At 62.5% G+C, this 16,353-nt stretch carries 10 protein-coding genes; 2 read left to right on the top strand and 8 right to left on the bottom strand.

Annotation, left to right across the window (positions count from 1 at the left end; translation table 11 throughout):
• Positions 1-32: 32 nt before the first annotated feature.
• Positions 33-2,183 carry a TonB-dependent siderophore receptor gene (locus GYM54_RS09780; protein WP_197445850.1) on the bottom strand — a complete coding sequence of 717 codons (2,151 nt, stop codon included), beginning with the start codon at positions 2,181-2,183 and terminating at the stop codon, positions 33-35.
• Positions 2,184-2,357: 174 nt separating this feature from the next.
• On the opposite strand from GYM54_RS09780, the gene GYM54_RS09775 reads away from it, so the two are divergent.
• Positions 2,358-3,311 carry an AraC family transcriptional regulator gene (locus GYM54_RS09775; protein WP_197445849.1) on the top strand — a complete coding sequence of 318 codons (954 nt, stop codon included), beginning with the start codon at positions 2,358-2,360 and terminating at the stop codon, positions 3,309-3,311.
• Positions 3,312-3,350: 39 nt separating this feature from the next.
• Here the strand turns inward: GYM54_RS09775 and GYM54_RS09770 are convergent, their stop codons facing one another.
• From GYM54_RS09770 to phhA, 4 genes are all read right to left on the bottom strand, one after another.
• Positions 3,351-4,160: an EAL domain-containing protein gene (locus tag GYM54_RS09770; RefSeq protein ID WP_131650890.1), complete on the bottom strand. Its 810-nt coding sequence runs from the start codon at positions 4,158-4,160 to the stop codon at positions 3,351-3,353.
• A 438-nt stretch (positions 4,161-4,598) separates the two neighbouring features.
• The gene (locus tag GYM54_RS09765; protein WP_197445848.1) at positions 4,599-5,798 is read right to left on the bottom strand and encodes an amino acid aminotransferase; all 1,200 of its coding nucleotides are present in this window, start codon (positions 5,796-5,798) and stop codon (positions 4,599-4,601) included.
• Positions 5,795-6,151 (bottom strand): 4a-hydroxytetrahydrobiopterin dehydratase, encoded by a 357-nt coding sequence (locus GYM54_RS09760; protein ID WP_131650888.1) that lies wholly within the window; start codon positions 6,149-6,151, stop codon positions 5,795-5,797. Before GYM54_RS09760 ends, GYM54_RS09765 begins: the two co-directional genes overlap by 4 nt.
• Before the next feature lie 141 nt (positions 6,152-6,292).
• Complete coding sequence (gene phhA, locus GYM54_RS09755; protein ID WP_131650887.1) at positions 6,293-7,078, bottom strand: phenylalanine 4-monooxygenase; 786 nt, start codon at positions 7,076-7,078, stop codon at positions 6,293-6,295.
• A gap of 260 nt (positions 7,079-7,338) precedes the next feature.
• On the opposite strand from phhA, the gene GYM54_RS09750 reads away from it, so the two are divergent.
• Positions 7,339-8,907: a sigma-54-dependent transcriptional regulator gene (locus GYM54_RS09750; RefSeq protein ID WP_131650886.1), complete on the top strand. Its 1,569-nt coding sequence runs from the start codon at positions 7,339-7,341 to the stop codon at positions 8,905-8,907.
• Between the two features lie 56 nt (positions 8,908-8,963).
• On the opposite strand, the gene GYM54_RS09745 is transcribed toward GYM54_RS09750, so the two are convergent.
• From GYM54_RS09745 to GYM54_RS09735, 3 genes are all read right to left on the bottom strand, one after another.
• Positions 8,964-10,262 carry an Nramp family divalent metal transporter gene (locus GYM54_RS09745; protein WP_197445847.1) on the bottom strand — a complete coding sequence of 433 codons (1,299 nt, stop codon included), beginning with the start codon at positions 10,260-10,262 and terminating at the stop codon, positions 8,964-8,966.
• 295 nt (positions 10,263-10,557) lie between these two features.
• Positions 10,558-14,682 (bottom strand): CheR family methyltransferase, encoded by a 4,125-nt coding sequence (locus GYM54_RS09740; protein WP_197445846.1) that lies wholly within the window; start codon positions 14,680-14,682, stop codon positions 10,558-10,560.
• A 287-nt stretch (positions 14,683-14,969) separates the two neighbouring features.
• Entirely contained in the window at positions 14,970-16,346 is a 1,377-nt protein-coding gene (locus GYM54_RS09735) for an L-serine ammonia-lyase (protein WP_197445845.1), read from the bottom strand.
• Positions 16,347-16,353 lie beyond the last annotated feature (7 nt).

The raw sequence follows: 16,353 nt of genomic DNA, 5'->3' as shown, positions 1-16,353 counted from the left end.
AACATCCATAGGACGCCGACGGCTCGGGCGGATTAAAACTCGTAGCGGGCACCGACGACGAAATTGCGTGACGGGCCGTAGAAATTGAAGGTACCGACGCTGCCGACCCGCGAATAATATTTGCGGTCCAGCAGGTTGTTGGCGTCGAAGGTGGCGGTCAGCTTCTCGGTGATCGGGTAGGACAGCTTGGCATCGACCACCGCATAGCCGGGTGCGCTCAACCGCGGGCTGCCGGCGCGTTCGATGTGAAAGTCGCTCATGGCGCTGACTCCGGCGCCGATGCCCAGGCCGCGCAGAGTGCCGCCGGGTAGCGTGTACTTGGTCCATAGTGAGGCCTGGTGGCGAGGCATCAGAGCGAACAGCGCATTCTCGTCGCCGGACAGATTCTCGGTCTTCATGTAGGTGTAGCCGGCCAGCACCTCCCAATCAGGCGTCAGGTAACCGCTGACTTCGAATTCGCCGCCGCGGATGCGGGTCTTGCCGCTGGCCTCGTACACGCCGCCGATGGGCACGCCGAAGTCGTCGATGGCACCAGTGGCGCGATTCTCGTCGGTGAGCTGGAAGGCGGTGATCCGCGCGTTCAGGTCGCCACCGTAGTAGCTGCCCTTGATGCCTACCTCGTATTGCTCACCTTCGCGTGGCTCGATGATGCGTCCGCCGGCATCGGTCTCGGTCTGCGGCTTGAACACTTGCGAATAGCTGGCGTACAGCGAGTGTTGCGCATCGAGGTCGAACACCAGACCGCCGTAGGGGGTGACATTGCCGCTTTCCTTGGTGTCGTGATCGGCCGTGCTGTTCTCACCCGTGAAGCTACTCACGCGAGCGCCGCCAATCAGCGCCAGGCGCTCGACGGGGCGGAAGGTCAGCTTGGCGTAGAGCCCGGCTTCGCGTTCCTCGGTCTCGGTCGGCGTGCCGAAGGTGATGTTCGGCCTCGGCTTGTCGCTTGGGTGATAGGTGTCGACGTCGATACCGCCAAGGTTGCCGCGGGCATCGGCGTATTCGGTCTCGTAGCGTTTGAAATCGGTGCCGACGACGAATTCTGAGACCTGGCCCAGCAGTTCGAACGGCTGGCTGTAGTTGGCGTCCACCGCGAGGGTGTCCTGCTCCAAGTCGCGTGCGGTGTAGGAGAGGTTGGTCACGCCCGTGGTGGCGTTGCGTCCGGTGAAGGCATAGAGGTAGTCGGTGGCCCGTTTGGATCCGCGCACGGCGACGCGGCCGTAGCCGCCGTTGTCGAAGCGGTGGGTCAGCTCGGCGACGGCATCGGTGCTGCGGCTATCGAAATCGCCCCAGTCGGCACCGAAGTAGGTGGAGCGACTGAAGTTCTGGAGACTGCCGTCGGTGGCGGCGGGGTAGCCGTTGTGCGGCAGGATGTCCTTGGTCTGGTGGATCAGCCCGAGGGACAGCGTGGTGGCATCGGAGAGATCTACATCCAGCGCGCCATAGAAGCTCTCGCTGGTGTTCTCGTTGTAGTCCACCTCGCCGTTGGTGTCGGCGCGCGAGGCGACCACGCGGCCACGTACGCGGCCTTCCTCATCGAGCGGTCCGGCGAAGTCGGCTTCCTGATAGTTCTGGTCCCAGGTGCCGTAGCGTCCGGTCAGGCTGCCCTGGAATTCGGCGGTCGGGCGCTTGCGGACCATGTTGACGATGCCGCCCATCTCGCTGGTGCTGCTGAACAGCCCGGACGGGCCGCGCATGATTTCCACCCGGTCGAACGGCGACAGCGACGGCAGCGTGCCGTTGATGCTGGCCATGGGCGCGGGCAGGCCGTCGATGTTGAATTCGTCGTACTCGTAGCCGCGTGCATAGATCGAGGAGCGGCCGCTGTCGTTGGTCAGGGTGCGCAGGCCGGCGGTGTACTTGGCCAGATCATCGAGGTTAACGAACTGACGGTCGCGGATGTAATCGCTGGTGTAGACGGTGATCGACTGCGGAATGTCGCGCAGTTCGGCTGGCGTCTTGGTGCCGACGGTGGCAGCCGGCACCGTATAGCCCCCGCTCTGCTCCGAGGACGGCATGTCATACAAGCGGTTGCCCTCGACCGTGATGCTCTCCAGCTGGACCGGCTCGTCCTGCGGCGCGACGCCCTGGGCCAGAGCGCTCAGCGGAAAGGGCGCGAGCAGGCCGACCAGCAGCCAGCGCCGAGAATGATGGGTAAGACGGAAGGGGCGGGTGGTTCTGTCCATGCGGCGGCTCCTGTCGCGAGCGGTGGGCAGATTGGTGGCTGCCCCTTGGCTTCACTTAATGATAATGATTTGCATCAAGATGTAACGGCGCGTAGTCTGCCACCGCGCTGTGGACAGAACCTTTGCGCGAACGAACATTTGCTTTGCGATCTGCCATTGCCGGGGATATGCGCCATGCAGCAGCCTGATCACCTCATCCGACGCGACGAGTTGCCACTCACGAGCCAGCCGGGCTTGCGTCTGGCGAGGCCTGACGACGATCGCCTGTTCTATGGTCGGGTGGGCTGGCTGCAGTTGCGCGACGGGCTGTCGCTGCACTGGTCCGACTACGAGGAGCTGCAGGACTTCGTCACGGAAAACGTCGTCGGCCCGCGCCTGTCGTTCGTGCTCTTTCTCGATGGGCAGAGCGAGGTCAACTACGGTGACTTGTCGCTCACCTTTGGCCAGCCGGGCCGGTGTCGCAGTCCCGAGGGGATTGCACTGGCGATGAACGAGCCGGTGCTGTTCCGTCGCCAGGCCCGGCGCGGCCGGCATATCCGCAAGCTGGTGGTCAGCCTGTCGCCCGAGTGGTTCGAGGCTGCCGGCGGCGAGGCTGGCAGCTCGGTGCATCGCTTCATGCAAAGCCACTTGGCGCCGCAGGTGTGGCAGCCCTCGGCGCGCCTGCTGACCCTGGCCGAGCAGATGCTCAATCCGCCCGACTACGATCCGCTGCTGCAACGTCTGTATCTGGAAAGCCGCGCGCTGGATATCGCCTGCGAGGCGTTGGGCAGTCTTGACGAGCGAGCACCTAGCGTCGGTCTGCGCCCACATGAGCATGTGCGCGTGCAGCGGCTTACCGAGCTGCTCGATAGCGGTGCGGCAGATGACTGGACGCTGGAGCGCATCGCGCGGGAAATCGGTGTTAACGCCAATACCCTGCAACGTCAGTTCCGCACGCTGCATGGCATGACCGTGTTTGAATACCAACGCGCACGGCGGCTGCTGCAGGCGCGTCAAGCGCTGGAGCGCGACGGCGTCAGTGTCAACGAAGCCGCCTGGCGCGCGGGTTACAACAGCCCGGCCAACTTCGCCACGGCGTTCAAGCGACAGTTCGGCATCAGCCCGAGGCAGGTGCGCGCGAGGATTTGAGGCAGCGAACTAGGTGGGGCGGGGCGAGCGGCGTTCCCGTCAGCCCGGCCACGCCAGCGTTTCGGCCTGGCCGCATGCCTCGAATAGCGGTTTGCTGAACAGATACCCCTGCATCAAGTTGATGCCCAGATCGTGCAGAGCGCTGCATTCATCAAGGGTTTCCACGCCTTCGGCGATCACGGCGATGCTCAGCTCCTGACACATCCCGACTGTTGCTCTGACGATCGCCTGACGCGCACGGCTCTGGTCGATGCCACGAATCAGATCCATGTCCAGCTTGATGATGTCCGGCTGGAAGTCTGCGAGCAGGTTGAGCCCGGCGAAGCCGGCGCCGAAATCGTCGATGGCGGTGAGAAAGCCGATGCGTTGATATTCACGAAACACTTCGGCCAGCCATTTCGCGTCGCTGATGCGCTCGCCCTCAATGGTTTCGAAGATGATCCGCTCCACCGGGAAGTCATGCACGCGCGCCGCTTCGAGCGTCGAGCGGATGCACAGCTCCGGACGATAGATGGCGTTGGGCATGAAATTGATCGATAGCCGGCTGCGCATGTCGAGCTTGGCGGCGGTCTTGATCGCTTTCACGCGACAGGCCTGATCGAAGCGGAAGCGATTTTCGTCGGTGACCTGCGACAGCACGCTGGGTGCCGGTTCGCCGTTGACACCTCGGACCAGCGCTTCATGGGCAAAGATTTCGCGCGCCTGGAGATCAACGATCGGCTGATAGGCGTAGCTGAAGCGAAAGCCAAGGCGCTCGCCGCTGGCGCAGCTGGGGCAACCGCCGTGTTCCTCGGCCGAATGGCAGGAATAGGAAGAAGGGGCTGGGTTACTGGCGTCATGTTGAATCATGGGCGCGCTCGCTGTCGGACGTGTTGAGTGACATTAGCGGCCGCGTTTACTGACGCTGGACTCCGCTCATCGCCGGGCGACCCATGTTACGACAAGCATCAGTGCGGTGCGCTGGCGAATTGATGGCGTTCGTCTTTTTACAGCGGTACCCGTGTTTTGAAAACGGTGAGCTGTAGGTGGGCCGGGCGACGTTGCGCTTCAGCCCACAATGCTCCGTCAACGTAGGTCGAATTAGCCGTAGGCGTAATCCGAAGCTCGGCAGGAAAGAAATCCGACGGCCGCGTGCATCGTCGGGGCAGCAAGCGACGGTAGCGCCTTCGGCGATTTCATCCTACAGAGCACTCGCGACGCCCCGTCAACGTAGGTTGGATTAGCCGGAGGCGTAATCCGACGTCCGACGGCATCATCCGACGCCCACCCATTCCACCGTGGCTGGGCTCAGTCTGAAACTACCCGCGCAATGGCTGCGGCCAGCTGATCCAGCCTCGCGGCATCCAGTCCGGCAATATTGGCGCGGCCGCTTTCCACCAGATACACCGAGTCATCGATGCGCAGGCGCAGCACTTGCGCGGCGGTCAGGCCGGTGTAGGAGAACATCCCCCGCTGCCGAGCGATATGCGCGAAGCGTTCGGCCAGACCGTGCGGTTGCAGCGCTCCCACTAGACCCTGGCGCAAGCCGGCGATGCGCTCGCGCTTGGCGGCGACTTCCTGTTCCCAGAGCTGGCGCAACTCGCTATTGGCCAGAATCGTCGCCACGACGGCCGCGCCATGAGACGGTGGTGTCGACCAGAGATTGCGCGCCACCGAGGCGAACTGGCTGCGTACGTCGATCAGCGAGTCGCCGTCCGCCGTGACCACTATTAGTGCGCCGGTGCGTTCGCGATACAGGCCGAAGTTCTTCGAGCATGAGCTGGTGATCAGCACTTCCGGCAACGCGTCGACGAACAGCCTTACGGCCCAGGCGTCCTCGTTCAGCCCGTCGCCGAAACCCTGGTAAGCGAAGTCGAACAGCGGCAACAGCTCACGCTTGCGAACGATTTCCAACACCTGACGCCAGTCGTCCTGGCTCAGGTCGTAGCCGGTGGGGTTGTGGCAGCAAGCGTGCAGCAGCACCACGTCGCCGCTGGGAATCTGCTCCAGCGCGGCGAGCATGGCCGGCACGTCCAGCCGGTTCTGCTCGTTCACATAGGGATAGTGCTCGACCTTTAGCTGGGCCGCTGCGAACAGAGTTTCATGGATTGGCCAGGTCGGGTCGCTGAGCCAGAGGCTACGGCCCGGCAGGCATTTGGCGATGAAATCGCCCACCAGCCGCAGCGCGCCGGTACCGCCGGGCGTCTGGGTACAGCCGGCCCGGTTCTCAACCAGGGCTGGCGAGCCTTCGCCCAGGACCAGACGCAGAAGCTGCTCGCCAAACAGAGGATCGCCATGGCCACCGATGTAGCTCTTGGTCTGCTCGCTGTCGATCAGCCGCTGCTCTGCCAGCTTCACCGCCTTGGGGATCGGCGTCAGGCCCAGGGCGTCCTTGTAGACGCCAACGCCCAGGTCGAGCTTGGCCGGGTTCGGGTCGGCACGGTAGGCATCGAGCAGACCGAGAATCGGGTCGCCGGGGACCCGCGCCACGTCGCTGAACTGTTTCACTTGCGGCCCTCGGCTGTCTTGGCTACCTCATCGGTGCGCGCGGCCATGATGAAGTCGTTGCGGTGCAAGCCTTTGATCGAGTGGCTCCACCAGGTCACGGTGACCTTGCCCCACTCGGTGAGCAGACCGGGATGATGGCCCTCGGCCTCGGCGATCTCGCCGACGGCATTGGTGAAGGCCAGGGCGTGCTTGAAGTTCTTGAACGCGAAGACCTTCTCCAGCTCCATGTGGCCGTCGCGGGTTTCAATGTTCCAATCCGGGATCTGCTTGATCAGTTCGGCCAGCTCGTCATCGGATACCTTGGGCGCGTCGGCGCGGCAGGCTTCGCAGTGGGCTTGGGTGAGGGCGGTCATGGTCGGTCCTTGTGTTGTTCGTTGTTAATGGTCTGGGCTTGTAGGTGGACGCGTAGCGTGGGCTTCAGCCCACCGTTTTTTAGCCCAGATGTGGCATTGGTGGGCTAAAGCCCACCCTACGATTACGCCGTGCGGTTCACGTCATGCCGCTTTCGGCGGAAATTTCGGCTGGTGTAGGCCCAGCTGCATGGCGGTGCGCACATGGCCCATGATGTCTTCATGGGCGACGTCGAACAGCCTTCTCAGCTCCGGCAGGACGAAATACACAGGTTGCAGGATGTCGATGCGATAGGGCGTGCGCATGGCTTCGACCACGTTGAACACCTGATGCTCGGGTTCGTCGGAGAGGCAGTAGAGCGTCTCCTTCGGCGAGGACAGGATGCCCCCACCGTAGATGCGCTGGCCGGCTGGCGTTTCAACCAGGCCGAACTCGATGGTCATCCAGTACAGCCGCGCTAGGTAGACACGCTCTTCCTTGTTGGCCTTGAGGCCGAGCTGGCCATAGGTGTGGGTGAATTCGGCAAACCAGGGGTTGGTCAGCAGCGGGCAGTGGCCGAAGATCTCATGAAAGATGTCGGGCTCCTGCAGGTAGTCGAGTTCTTCCGGCGTGCGGATGAAGGTCGCGACGGGGAAGCGCTTGCTGGCCAGCAGTTCGAAAAAGGTCTGAAAAGGAATCAGCGCCGGCACGCGCGCCACCTGCCAGCCGGTGGTCGCCTGTAAGACGCGGTTTATCTCGTCCAGCTGCGGAATTCGGTCGTGGGGCAGCGCAAGCTGCTCGATGCCGTCCAGGTATTCCTGACAGGCGCGCCCGTCGAGGAGCTTCAGCTGGCGTTCGATCAGGGTCTGCCAGACGGCGTGTTCGGCGTCGGGGTAATGAATATGGCCGTGCGCGTCTGGTTCTCGGGCAACGTACTTCGTGGTTTTCATCTGACCTCCTGAGCGGGGTGGCCGCCTGAGTCTTTTTTGTTTTGGATGCCCTTCATCTGATAGCGGCAGCGCAGCGTATGGAAGTGCTTTGGTAGATGCTCTTGATGGGATGGTTCGGGTGATTCGTAAAGAAACGCTTACGAATCGTCGCATTAACTACTCTATCGCCTTGTCGAACAGCAGAACTGTCAAATAATCTTGACGACAAACAAGAGCGAGCAGCAGAAAGTTGCGGCCGAAACGAAAAGGGACAGGTTCACATGCGAATCAGGATTCTTTGCCAGAACCGCATCGGTATCCTCCGAGACATGCTCGAATTGCTGGTCGACTACGGCATCAACGTCGCACGCGGCGAGGTGGGCGGTGAGCATGGCAATGCGGTCTACCTGCATTGCCCCAATCTGATGAACCTTCAGCTGCAGGCGTTGCGCCCGAAGATCGAGGCGCTGCAGGGCGTGTTCGAGGTGCGCAAGGTCGGCCTGATGCCAAGCGAGCGGCATTCGCTGGAGCTCAATGCGCTGCTCGGCGCACTGGAGTTTCCGGTACTGTCGATCGACATGGCCGGCGCCATCGTCGCGGCGAACCGCGCGGCTGCCCAGTTGCTGGGCGTGCGCGTCGATGAGGTGCCGGGCATGAGCCTGTCGCGCTACGCCGAGGACTTCGACCTGCCGGAGTTGGTGCGGGCGAACAAAGCGCGCATCAACGGCTTGCGGGTGACCATCAAGGGCGACGTGTTCCTCGCCGACATCGCGCCGCTGCAATCGGAGCACGACGACAGCGAAGCCCTGGCCGGTGCGGTACTGACGCTGCACCGCGCCGACCGCGTGGGTGAGCGTATCTATAACGTGCGCAAACAAGAATTGCGCGGCTTCGACAGTATCTTCCAAAGCTCGAAAGTGATGGCTGCGGTGGTTCGTGAGGCGCGGCGCATGGCGCCGCTGGATGCACCGTTGCTGATCGAGGGCGAGACCGGCACCGGCAAGGAGCTGCTGGCGCGCGCCTGCCATCTATCCAGCCCGCGCGGGCAATCGCCGTTCATGGCGCTCAACTGCGCCGGTTTGCCGGAGTCCATGGCCGAAACCGAGCTGTTCGGCTACGGCCCCGGCGCCTTCGAAGGTGCGCGCCCGGAAGGCAAGCTGGGCCTGCTGGAGCTGACCTCCGGCGGCACGCTGTTCCTTGATGGCGTCGGTGAGATGAGTACGCGGCTACAGGCCAAACTGGTGCGCTTTCTGCAGGACGGTTGTTTCCGCCGGGTGGGCAGCGACGAGGAGGTATATCTGGATGTGCGGGTGGTCTGCGCGACGCAGCTGGATTTGTCCGAGCTCTGCGCCAAGGGTGAGTTTCGCCAGGACCTGTATCACCGGCTCAACGTGCTGTCGCTGCACATCCCGCCACTGCGCGAATGCCTCGACGGGCTCGAACCGCTGGCGCTGCACTTTCTCGATCAGGCCAGCCGGCAGATCGGCTGCGCGCTGCCGAGCCTGTCGCCGCAAGCGTTGGAGCGGCTGGCTGGCTATCACTGGCCGGGGAATGTGCGACAGCTGGAGAACACGCTGTTTCAGGCGGTTTCACTCTGCGAGGGCGGGGTGATCAAGCCGGAGCACATCCGCCTGCCTGATTACGGCGCGCCGCAGCCGCTGGGTGAGTTTTCCCTGGACGGCGATCTTTCCAGCATCCTTGGCCGCTTCGAGAAAACCGTGCTGGAAGAGCTTTACCAACGCCACCCAAGCAGTCGCCTACTAGGTAAGCGATTGGGCGTGTCGCATACCACCGTGGCCAACAAATTGCGTGAATACGGCATCGGCAGCACGCGCGGCGGTGGGGGGTAGTGCATACGATGCGGTGAGCGCGGGGGCCGTCAGAGCCACCCGCGCCGCGATCGCAGTCACGCCAGCAAATCGGTTCCGAGCTGGATGGCGACCCACACCGCGAGGATTGTCGCCAGACCTAGAGCGATATTCTCGAACAGGTTGTTGCGATATTCGCCGAGCAGCTTCTTCTGGTTGGACATGATCAGCAGGCCTATCGAGATGATCGGTAGGCCCACGATATTCAGCGCGTTCACACCGATGGTCAGCGTCACGAAGTCGGGCATGCCTGGCAGTGACCAGACCAGCGGCGTGACCAGCACAAAGAGCATGAACCACTTGTGCAGCGGATCGCTCTGGAACTTCTCGCCATAGCGCGCACGGCGGGACGGTGCCGAGTAGTGCAGGGCGTCGACGATCAGCATCGGGAAGGCGGTCGTCTTGCCCACCACGCTAGCGAACAGGGTGGCAAGCACGCCGATGAAGAACACATACCAGCCGGCCGGGCCGAAGAACATTTCCAGCGCTGCGCCCAGGTCGTCGAGCGTTTCGACCTTCAGCCCGTTGGGCCGCAGGATTTCCGCGCCGACCACCCAGATCGCCAGGTTGATCAGGATGCCGATGAACACCGCGAACAGCAGGTCGTTGCGCTGCATGCGCTTGTGCTGCGGCCCGGTCCAGCCCTTTTCCTTCATGACGTAGGGGTGCACGAAGTTGGCGATCGAGCCGGCGACCGCGCCGATCACCGAGACGGCCACCAGCAAGGCGCCATGCACGCCCTGATCGCTCGGGATGCTGAAGCCGAAGGTGCCGGAGATGATGCCGCCGACGTCCGGCCCGGCCATGATGGCCAGCGACAGGAAGGCCAGCGTCATGATTGCTAGCAGCACCTTCATCACGCCCTCAATCAGTGCGTAAATGCTGCGCCCGACCACTAGCCAGACGCCGATTACCACGGCGACCGAGCAGAGCAGCGGACGGTCGATGTGCAGCAGCGTAGAGAGAGCTTCGCCGGCGCCTTTGATCATGTAGGCGTTCATCAGATGTCCCATGAACAGCGCGTAGACGAACATGAACCAGGCGAATGCCGGGTGAAGCTGGGCATAGCCACCAAGGATGGTCATGCCTTGGTTATTGCAGAGCTGGAAGCGCGCAATCATGTTGACGATCAGAAAGCGCAGCAGTAGCGAACCGGCCAGCACCCACATCATCGCGTAGCCATAGTTGGCGCCGGCAACAGACGAGGTGATCAGATCCCCGGCGCCCAGCCAGGAGAGCACGGCGATGATACCGGGGCCGAGCAATTTGACGATTTTTCCCAGTCGCGAGGACGAGTGGGCGGGAACGACTTTATCAATGGCGTCCGAGCGGGCCATGAGTTGATCTCCGAATTATTGTTGTAGAAGGAACTGCGAGATGTAAGACATCATATGACTAGTTGTATTGCAATGTCATTCGACGCTTTTTCTCCTCGCAACTAAAAAGATGTAACGAGCAGCCCACAAGTGGGATGGAAAGCCTTAGCTCGCACATTCCATGGCATTTGGCTAGCAAGGTAGGTTGCTTGATTCGGCGCGATCATGCGTCGCTTTGTAGAATGGAAGCGATGCGACGGCTGCTGGTCGTCGGACGACTAGGGCGCTGAACCTATGGGCAGTACCGAGGCGGGCCTCAATGCACCGCCTGAGTCACCGCATCGATCAACGCCTGTAGGTCGATCGGCTTACGCAGGTGCTGGGTAAAGCCTGCAGCCTTGGCCTTTTCCACGTCGCGCAGGGTGCCGTAACCGGTCAGGGCGATGCTTGGGGTGGTGGCGTTGGTGTCGCCGTGGCGTATCTCGTTCATCATCTTGTGGCCGTCGATGCCCGGCATGCCGATGTCGGAGATGATGATGTCGAAGCGCGTGGCCTCGGCCAGTTCAATGCCCTGGTCACCACCGTCTGCGGTGGTGACGTTCGCGCCTTCGCTTTCCAGCAGTTCGCGCATGGTGTCGAGAATGTCGGGCGAGTCATCGACCAGCAGAATCCTGATGCTCGCCAGCCCGCCCGCCTCTCCGGCGCCGGTCAGTTCGCCGAGTGCCATTTCGGTCTGTAGATGCACCGGTAGCCAGACGCTGAAACGAGCGCCACGGCCAATGCCTTCCGAGTGGGCTTCGATACGCCCGTTGTGGGCTTCGACCAGTTGCTTGACCAGCGCCAGCCCGATTCCCAGGCCATGCTTGGAGCGCTGCGCGTGCTGCATATCGGCCTGGCCGAACATGTCGAACACCTTGGGAAGGAACTCTTCGGCGATTCCCACGCCGGTGTCGATCACATCCAGACGCGCCTGATCGCCTTCGCGATGGAGTTCCAGGCAAATGCGGTCGCCACCCTTGGTGAACTTCCAGGCGTTGTTCAGCAGATTCCAGATGATCTGCTCGAGGCGCGTCGGGTCGGCATGGATGTACAGCGGTTCCTCGGATTTGAAGGTGTCGAAGGCCACCCTCTCACCCTCCACCAGCGGCAGGAATACCGATTCGATGCCTCGAAGCAAATCCTGATAGTGCAGCGTGATGAAGTTCAGCTTGAGCTTGCCGGTGCGAATGCGCGAGACGTCCATCAGGTCGTCGATGATCCGCGACTGGCTGCGCACCGCGCTTTGTATGGACTGCGTGGCTTTGGACAGGCTGCTAGCGTTCTTGACGACCTGCGAACGGGCAATTAGATCGGTGTTGAGCTGGATAAGATTGAGCGGATGCTTCAGCTCGTGGGAAAGCACGGCGAAGAACTCATCCTTCTGCAGGCTTGCCGCCTGGATGCTTTCCAGTTCGCTGGCACGCAGGCTATTGATCCGCTGCTGTTCGGTGAGATCGCGGCCGATCTTGGCGAAACCCATCATGTTGCCCGCGCTGTCGACCAGTGGGTTGACCAGCCCGCTGCAGAAGAATTGCGACCCGTCCTTGCGCAGATGCCAGCGCTCGTCGGTGGCCTGACCTTGCTCCAGCGCGCGCTTGCGCTCGGTCTCAGGTATGCCCACCTCGCGGTCCGCTGCGGTATAGATGAGGTCGATGCACTGGCCGATCACTTCCTGTTCGCCGTAGCCGAAGATGGATTCGGCGCCACGGTTCCATGCAGTCATCTTGCCCTGCAGGTCCGTCGTGATGATGGCGTAGCCACTCATGCTCTGCGATAGCAGTTTCATATGAGCCTCGCCGGCTCGCACGCGCTCTTCGGCGTTGCGTCGGGCGGTGATGTCGATGAAGGTCAGCACCGCGCCCTGGATGCGATCGTCGGTGGTGCGGTAGGGCAGAAAGCGCGCCATGTACCACTTGTCTTCGTGGCTCCTGACCTCGCGCTCGACCAGCTGTAGCTCGCCGAAGGCCTCGGAGGCGTCGCTGTACAGCGTTGGGTAATCGAGACGGTGAGTGATGTCCAGCAGCGAGCGGCCGGCATCGCTGCCGATCACGTTGAAGATGTCCTGGGCGCGTGGGGTGAACCACTTGATGCGCATGTGGCGGTCGACGAACAGCGTGGCGATATCGGTGGACGAGATCAGATTCTGCAGGTCGTCGTTGATCTTGCTGGTTTCGTCGACCTTGCTCTTGAGCTCGGCGTTGACTGTGATCAGCTCTTCATTGATCGACTGCAACTCCTCCTTGCTGGTTTCCAGGTCCTCACTGGCCGAGCGCAGCTCTTCGTTGATGGCCTGCAGTTCTTCGTTGGATGCGCGCAGCTCCTCGTTGGAGGTCTCCGAGTGCTCGATGGTCAGCTGCAGCTGCTCCTTGGTCTGTTGCAGCTCGACTTGAAGCTGCGTCAGCTCGCTGTCGTTGGCGTCCCCTTGGGATGTCGCGGCGCGCTTATCGGAGGGATCTTCGATTTCATCGAAGAGCACCAGCAGGTAGTCGGCGCCAGCTTCGTCGTCGCGGAACGGGCGTACCGTCATATCGATAAAAAAGTGGCGACCCTCGCGCTCCAGGCTGATGCGCCTGGCCTCGATGCACTTGCCGGTTTGCACGGCCTGATACAGCGCGCTACGCAGTGCCAGCCGCAGTTCGGGCTGCACCAGGGTCGCCAGGTTGAGCGAGGGTTCACTGCTGACGTAGCGCAAGAAGCGGCCAGCACGGTCGGACATGTGGACGATTTCCGACTCATGATTGACGATCACGCTGGGCGGCGCGTATTGCTCCAGTGCGCGCTGATGAGCGTAGGCGAAGGAGAATTTGCTGCGACGGGCCATCGCCGCGCCGGAATCGCGAGTGGGCGAGGCGGTGGAAAAGTTCTGTAACGAGGGCATCGGCACGCGTCGCTGGTTGCCGATATCCCGGGCGCGGTAAATACGGTTTTTCTTGTCCACGGGGGCGAACAGATGCGAGCAGATGTCCGCCGTCTCGGAGTTACCGAGAAACAGATAACCGCCAGGGTTGAGGGCGAAGTGGAACATGCGCAGCACTTCGCTCTGGATGTCCCGGTCAAGGTAGATCAGCAGGTTGCGGCACGAAATCAGATCCAGCCGCGAGAAGGGCGGGTCGCGCAGGATGTTGTGGCGAGCGAACAGGATCCGCTCGCGCAGCTCCTTGCGCAGGCGATAACGGTTCTGTTCCTTGGTGAAGTACTGCTGCAGCCGGTTTGGTGGCACGTCCGTGACGATCGCTTCGGGGTAGACGCTGGCGCGGGCGATTTCCAGCGCCTGGTCGTCGATGTCGGTGGCGAAGACCTGCACATCGGCGCGCAGGCCGTTGCGTTCGACGTACTCGGTAAACAGCATGCCCAACGAGTAGGCCTCCTCGCCGGTGGAGCAGGCAGCGGACCAGATACGCAGCGCGTCGCTTTCGCCGAGCAAGGCCTTTTCCTCGAACAGCTGCGGGATGATGTCACGCTCCAGCGCTTCGAAGGCTTCCTGGTCGCGAAAGAAGTTGGTGACGCCGATCAGCATGTCGGCCAGCAGCGCTGGGGTTTCCTCTGGCCGGTCGTTCAGCAGTTGGGCATAACCGGCCATGTCGTGGACGGCATTGACCTGCAGGCGTCGCTCGATCCGCCGCAACACGGTGGCTTGCTTGTAGTGGCGGAAATCATGGCCAGTGCGGCTGCGCAGCAGGCCAAGGATGTCGCGCAGGGCCGCTTCGCTTGCTTGGGTCGGCGTGTGCGTTGAGGCTTGTTCGGCTGCAGCCGGGGACTCGATCGGCGGCACCATCGTCTGCATGTTGCGGCTCAATTCCATCAGCCGCTGGGGCATCTCCAGCACCGGCAGCACGATATCGACCATACCGGTTTCAATGGCGCTGCGCGGCATGGAGTCGTATTCGGCATCGTCGGGAGACTGCGCCATGGTCACGCCGCCCTGTTCCTTGATGCGGGACAGACCGACCGAACCATCCGCGCCGGTGCCGGACAATACGATGCCGATAGCGTGGGTGTGATGGACATCGGCCAGCGCTCGAAAGAACAGGTCGATGGCGACCTGCACGCCGCGTTCGCGAGTGGGCTTGGTCAGCCGCAGATAGCCGTCATTCATCGACAGGTCGAGGGCCGGCGGGATCACATAGATCCGGTTGCGCTCGATGGGCACCGGCTGCGTCACCTGAATCACCGGCATGCGTGTCTTGTTTTGCAGGATGCTGTCGGCGTTGCTTTCATGCGTCGGCGAGAGATGCATGATCACCACGAACGCCATACCACTGTCGCTGGGCATCTGTTCGAACAGGCTCATGAGAGCCTTGAGGCCACCAGCTGAGGCACCGATACCGACCACGGGAAAATCCAGGGTGCTGCGAGCCACGCTCAGGTTCTTCGGGGTCGATGGTTCATTGGGGTTACTCATCGGTTCCTCTGTGTGACGATCCATTGACGGCAGGGGCGCCTGTGTTAAGGACAGTGGTGCGGCGAAATATGTCCCTTTTCGCCACGAACCGCAGGATGATAAAGCTTCGCCACGGCGATTTCTTCTGCGGGCAGCCGGCAGGGGGGAAAGTCACTTATTGCAATCTATGGATTACGCCTTCGGAACCTCGGATTACGCCTTCGGCTAATCCAGCCTCCGTTGACGGGACATGGCGGGTCGGCGAATCGCTTTCCGTAGGCTGGAATGCCCCAAGCGCTTCTATCGCTTCAACATTCGATGATGTTGACGGCCAGCCCGCCGCGCGCGGTTTCCTTGTACTTGCTCTTCATGTCGGCGCCGGTCTGGCGCATGGTGCGGATGACCTTGTCCAGTGAGATGAAGTGGCTGCCGTCGCCGCGCAGGGCCATGCGGGCGGCGTTGATGGCCTTCACCGAGCCCATGGCATTGCGCTCGATGCAGGGCACTTGCACCAGTCCGCCGACCGGGTCGCAAGTCAGGCCGAGGTTGTGTTCCATGCCTATTTCAGCGGCGTTTTCCACCTGCTGCGGCGTGCCGCCGAGCACTTCGCACAGCGCGCCGGCGCCCATTGAGCAGGCGACGCCCACTTCACCCTGGCAACCCACTTCGGCACCTGAGATCGAGGCGTTCTCCTTGTAGAGAATGCCGATGGCCGCCGCCGTGAGCAGAAAACGCACCACGCCGTCTTCGTCGGCGCCGGGCACGAAGCGCACGTAATAGTGCAGCAGCGCCGGGATGATTCCGGCGGCGCCATTGGTCGGTGCGGTCACCACCCGGCCGCCGGCAGCGTTTTCCTCGTTGACGGCCAGGGCGTACAGATCGACCCAGTCGAGCACGTTGAGGCTGTCGCGCAGGTTGGCTTCTGGGTTTTCGCTGAGCTGGCGATACAACCGGGCGGCGCGGCGCTCGACCTTGAGCCCGCCGGGCAGGATGCCTTCGGTGCGGCAGCCGGCGCTCACGCAGTCCTGCATGATCTGCCATATCTGCAGCAGCCGTGCGCGGGTTTCCGCTTCCGGGCGCCAGGCTGCTTCGTTGGCCAGCATCAGTTGGCTGATCGACAGGCCGTGTTGGTCGCACAGTGCCAGCAACTCACGGGCGGTGCGGAAGGGGTAGGGCAGAGGCGTGCGGTCTTCGACGATGCGGTCGGTGCCGGCCGCCTCTTCGTCGACCACGAAACCGCCGCCCACCGAGTAATACTCGCGGCTGCGGATCTGCAGGCCGGCGGCGTCGAAGGCGCGAAACACCATGCCGTTGGGGTGAAAATCCAACGGCTTGCGAATCATCGCCAAATGGTCCTTCTCGACGAAGCGGATTGGCTTTTCACCCAGCAGCCGCAGGGCGCCGTTTTTGCGAATCGCCGCCAGACGTTCCGGGATGCGGGTGGTGTCGACCTGTTCCGGCTGCTCGCCTTCGAGGCCTAGGATCACTGCTTTGTCGCTGCCGTGGCCTTTGCCGGTTGCGCCGAGCGAGCCATACAGCTCGACCCGCACGCGCTCGGTCGCATCCAGCAGGCCGTCCTGCTTCAGGCCCGCGGCGAACCGTGCCGCCGCGCTCATGGGGCCGACGGTGTGTGAGCTGGAGGGACCGATGCCGATCTTGAACAGATCAAAGGTACTCAGGGACATGAAGAAT

It is taken from the genome of Pseudomonas sp. MTM4, from assembly GCF_019355055.1.
Lineage (GTDB): Bacteria > Pseudomonadota > Gammaproteobacteria > Pseudomonadales > Pseudomonadaceae > Stutzerimonas.
The sequence above is the reverse complement of the archived record's forward strand: the minus strand, read 5'-3'. Positions and strand labels throughout refer to the sequence as shown.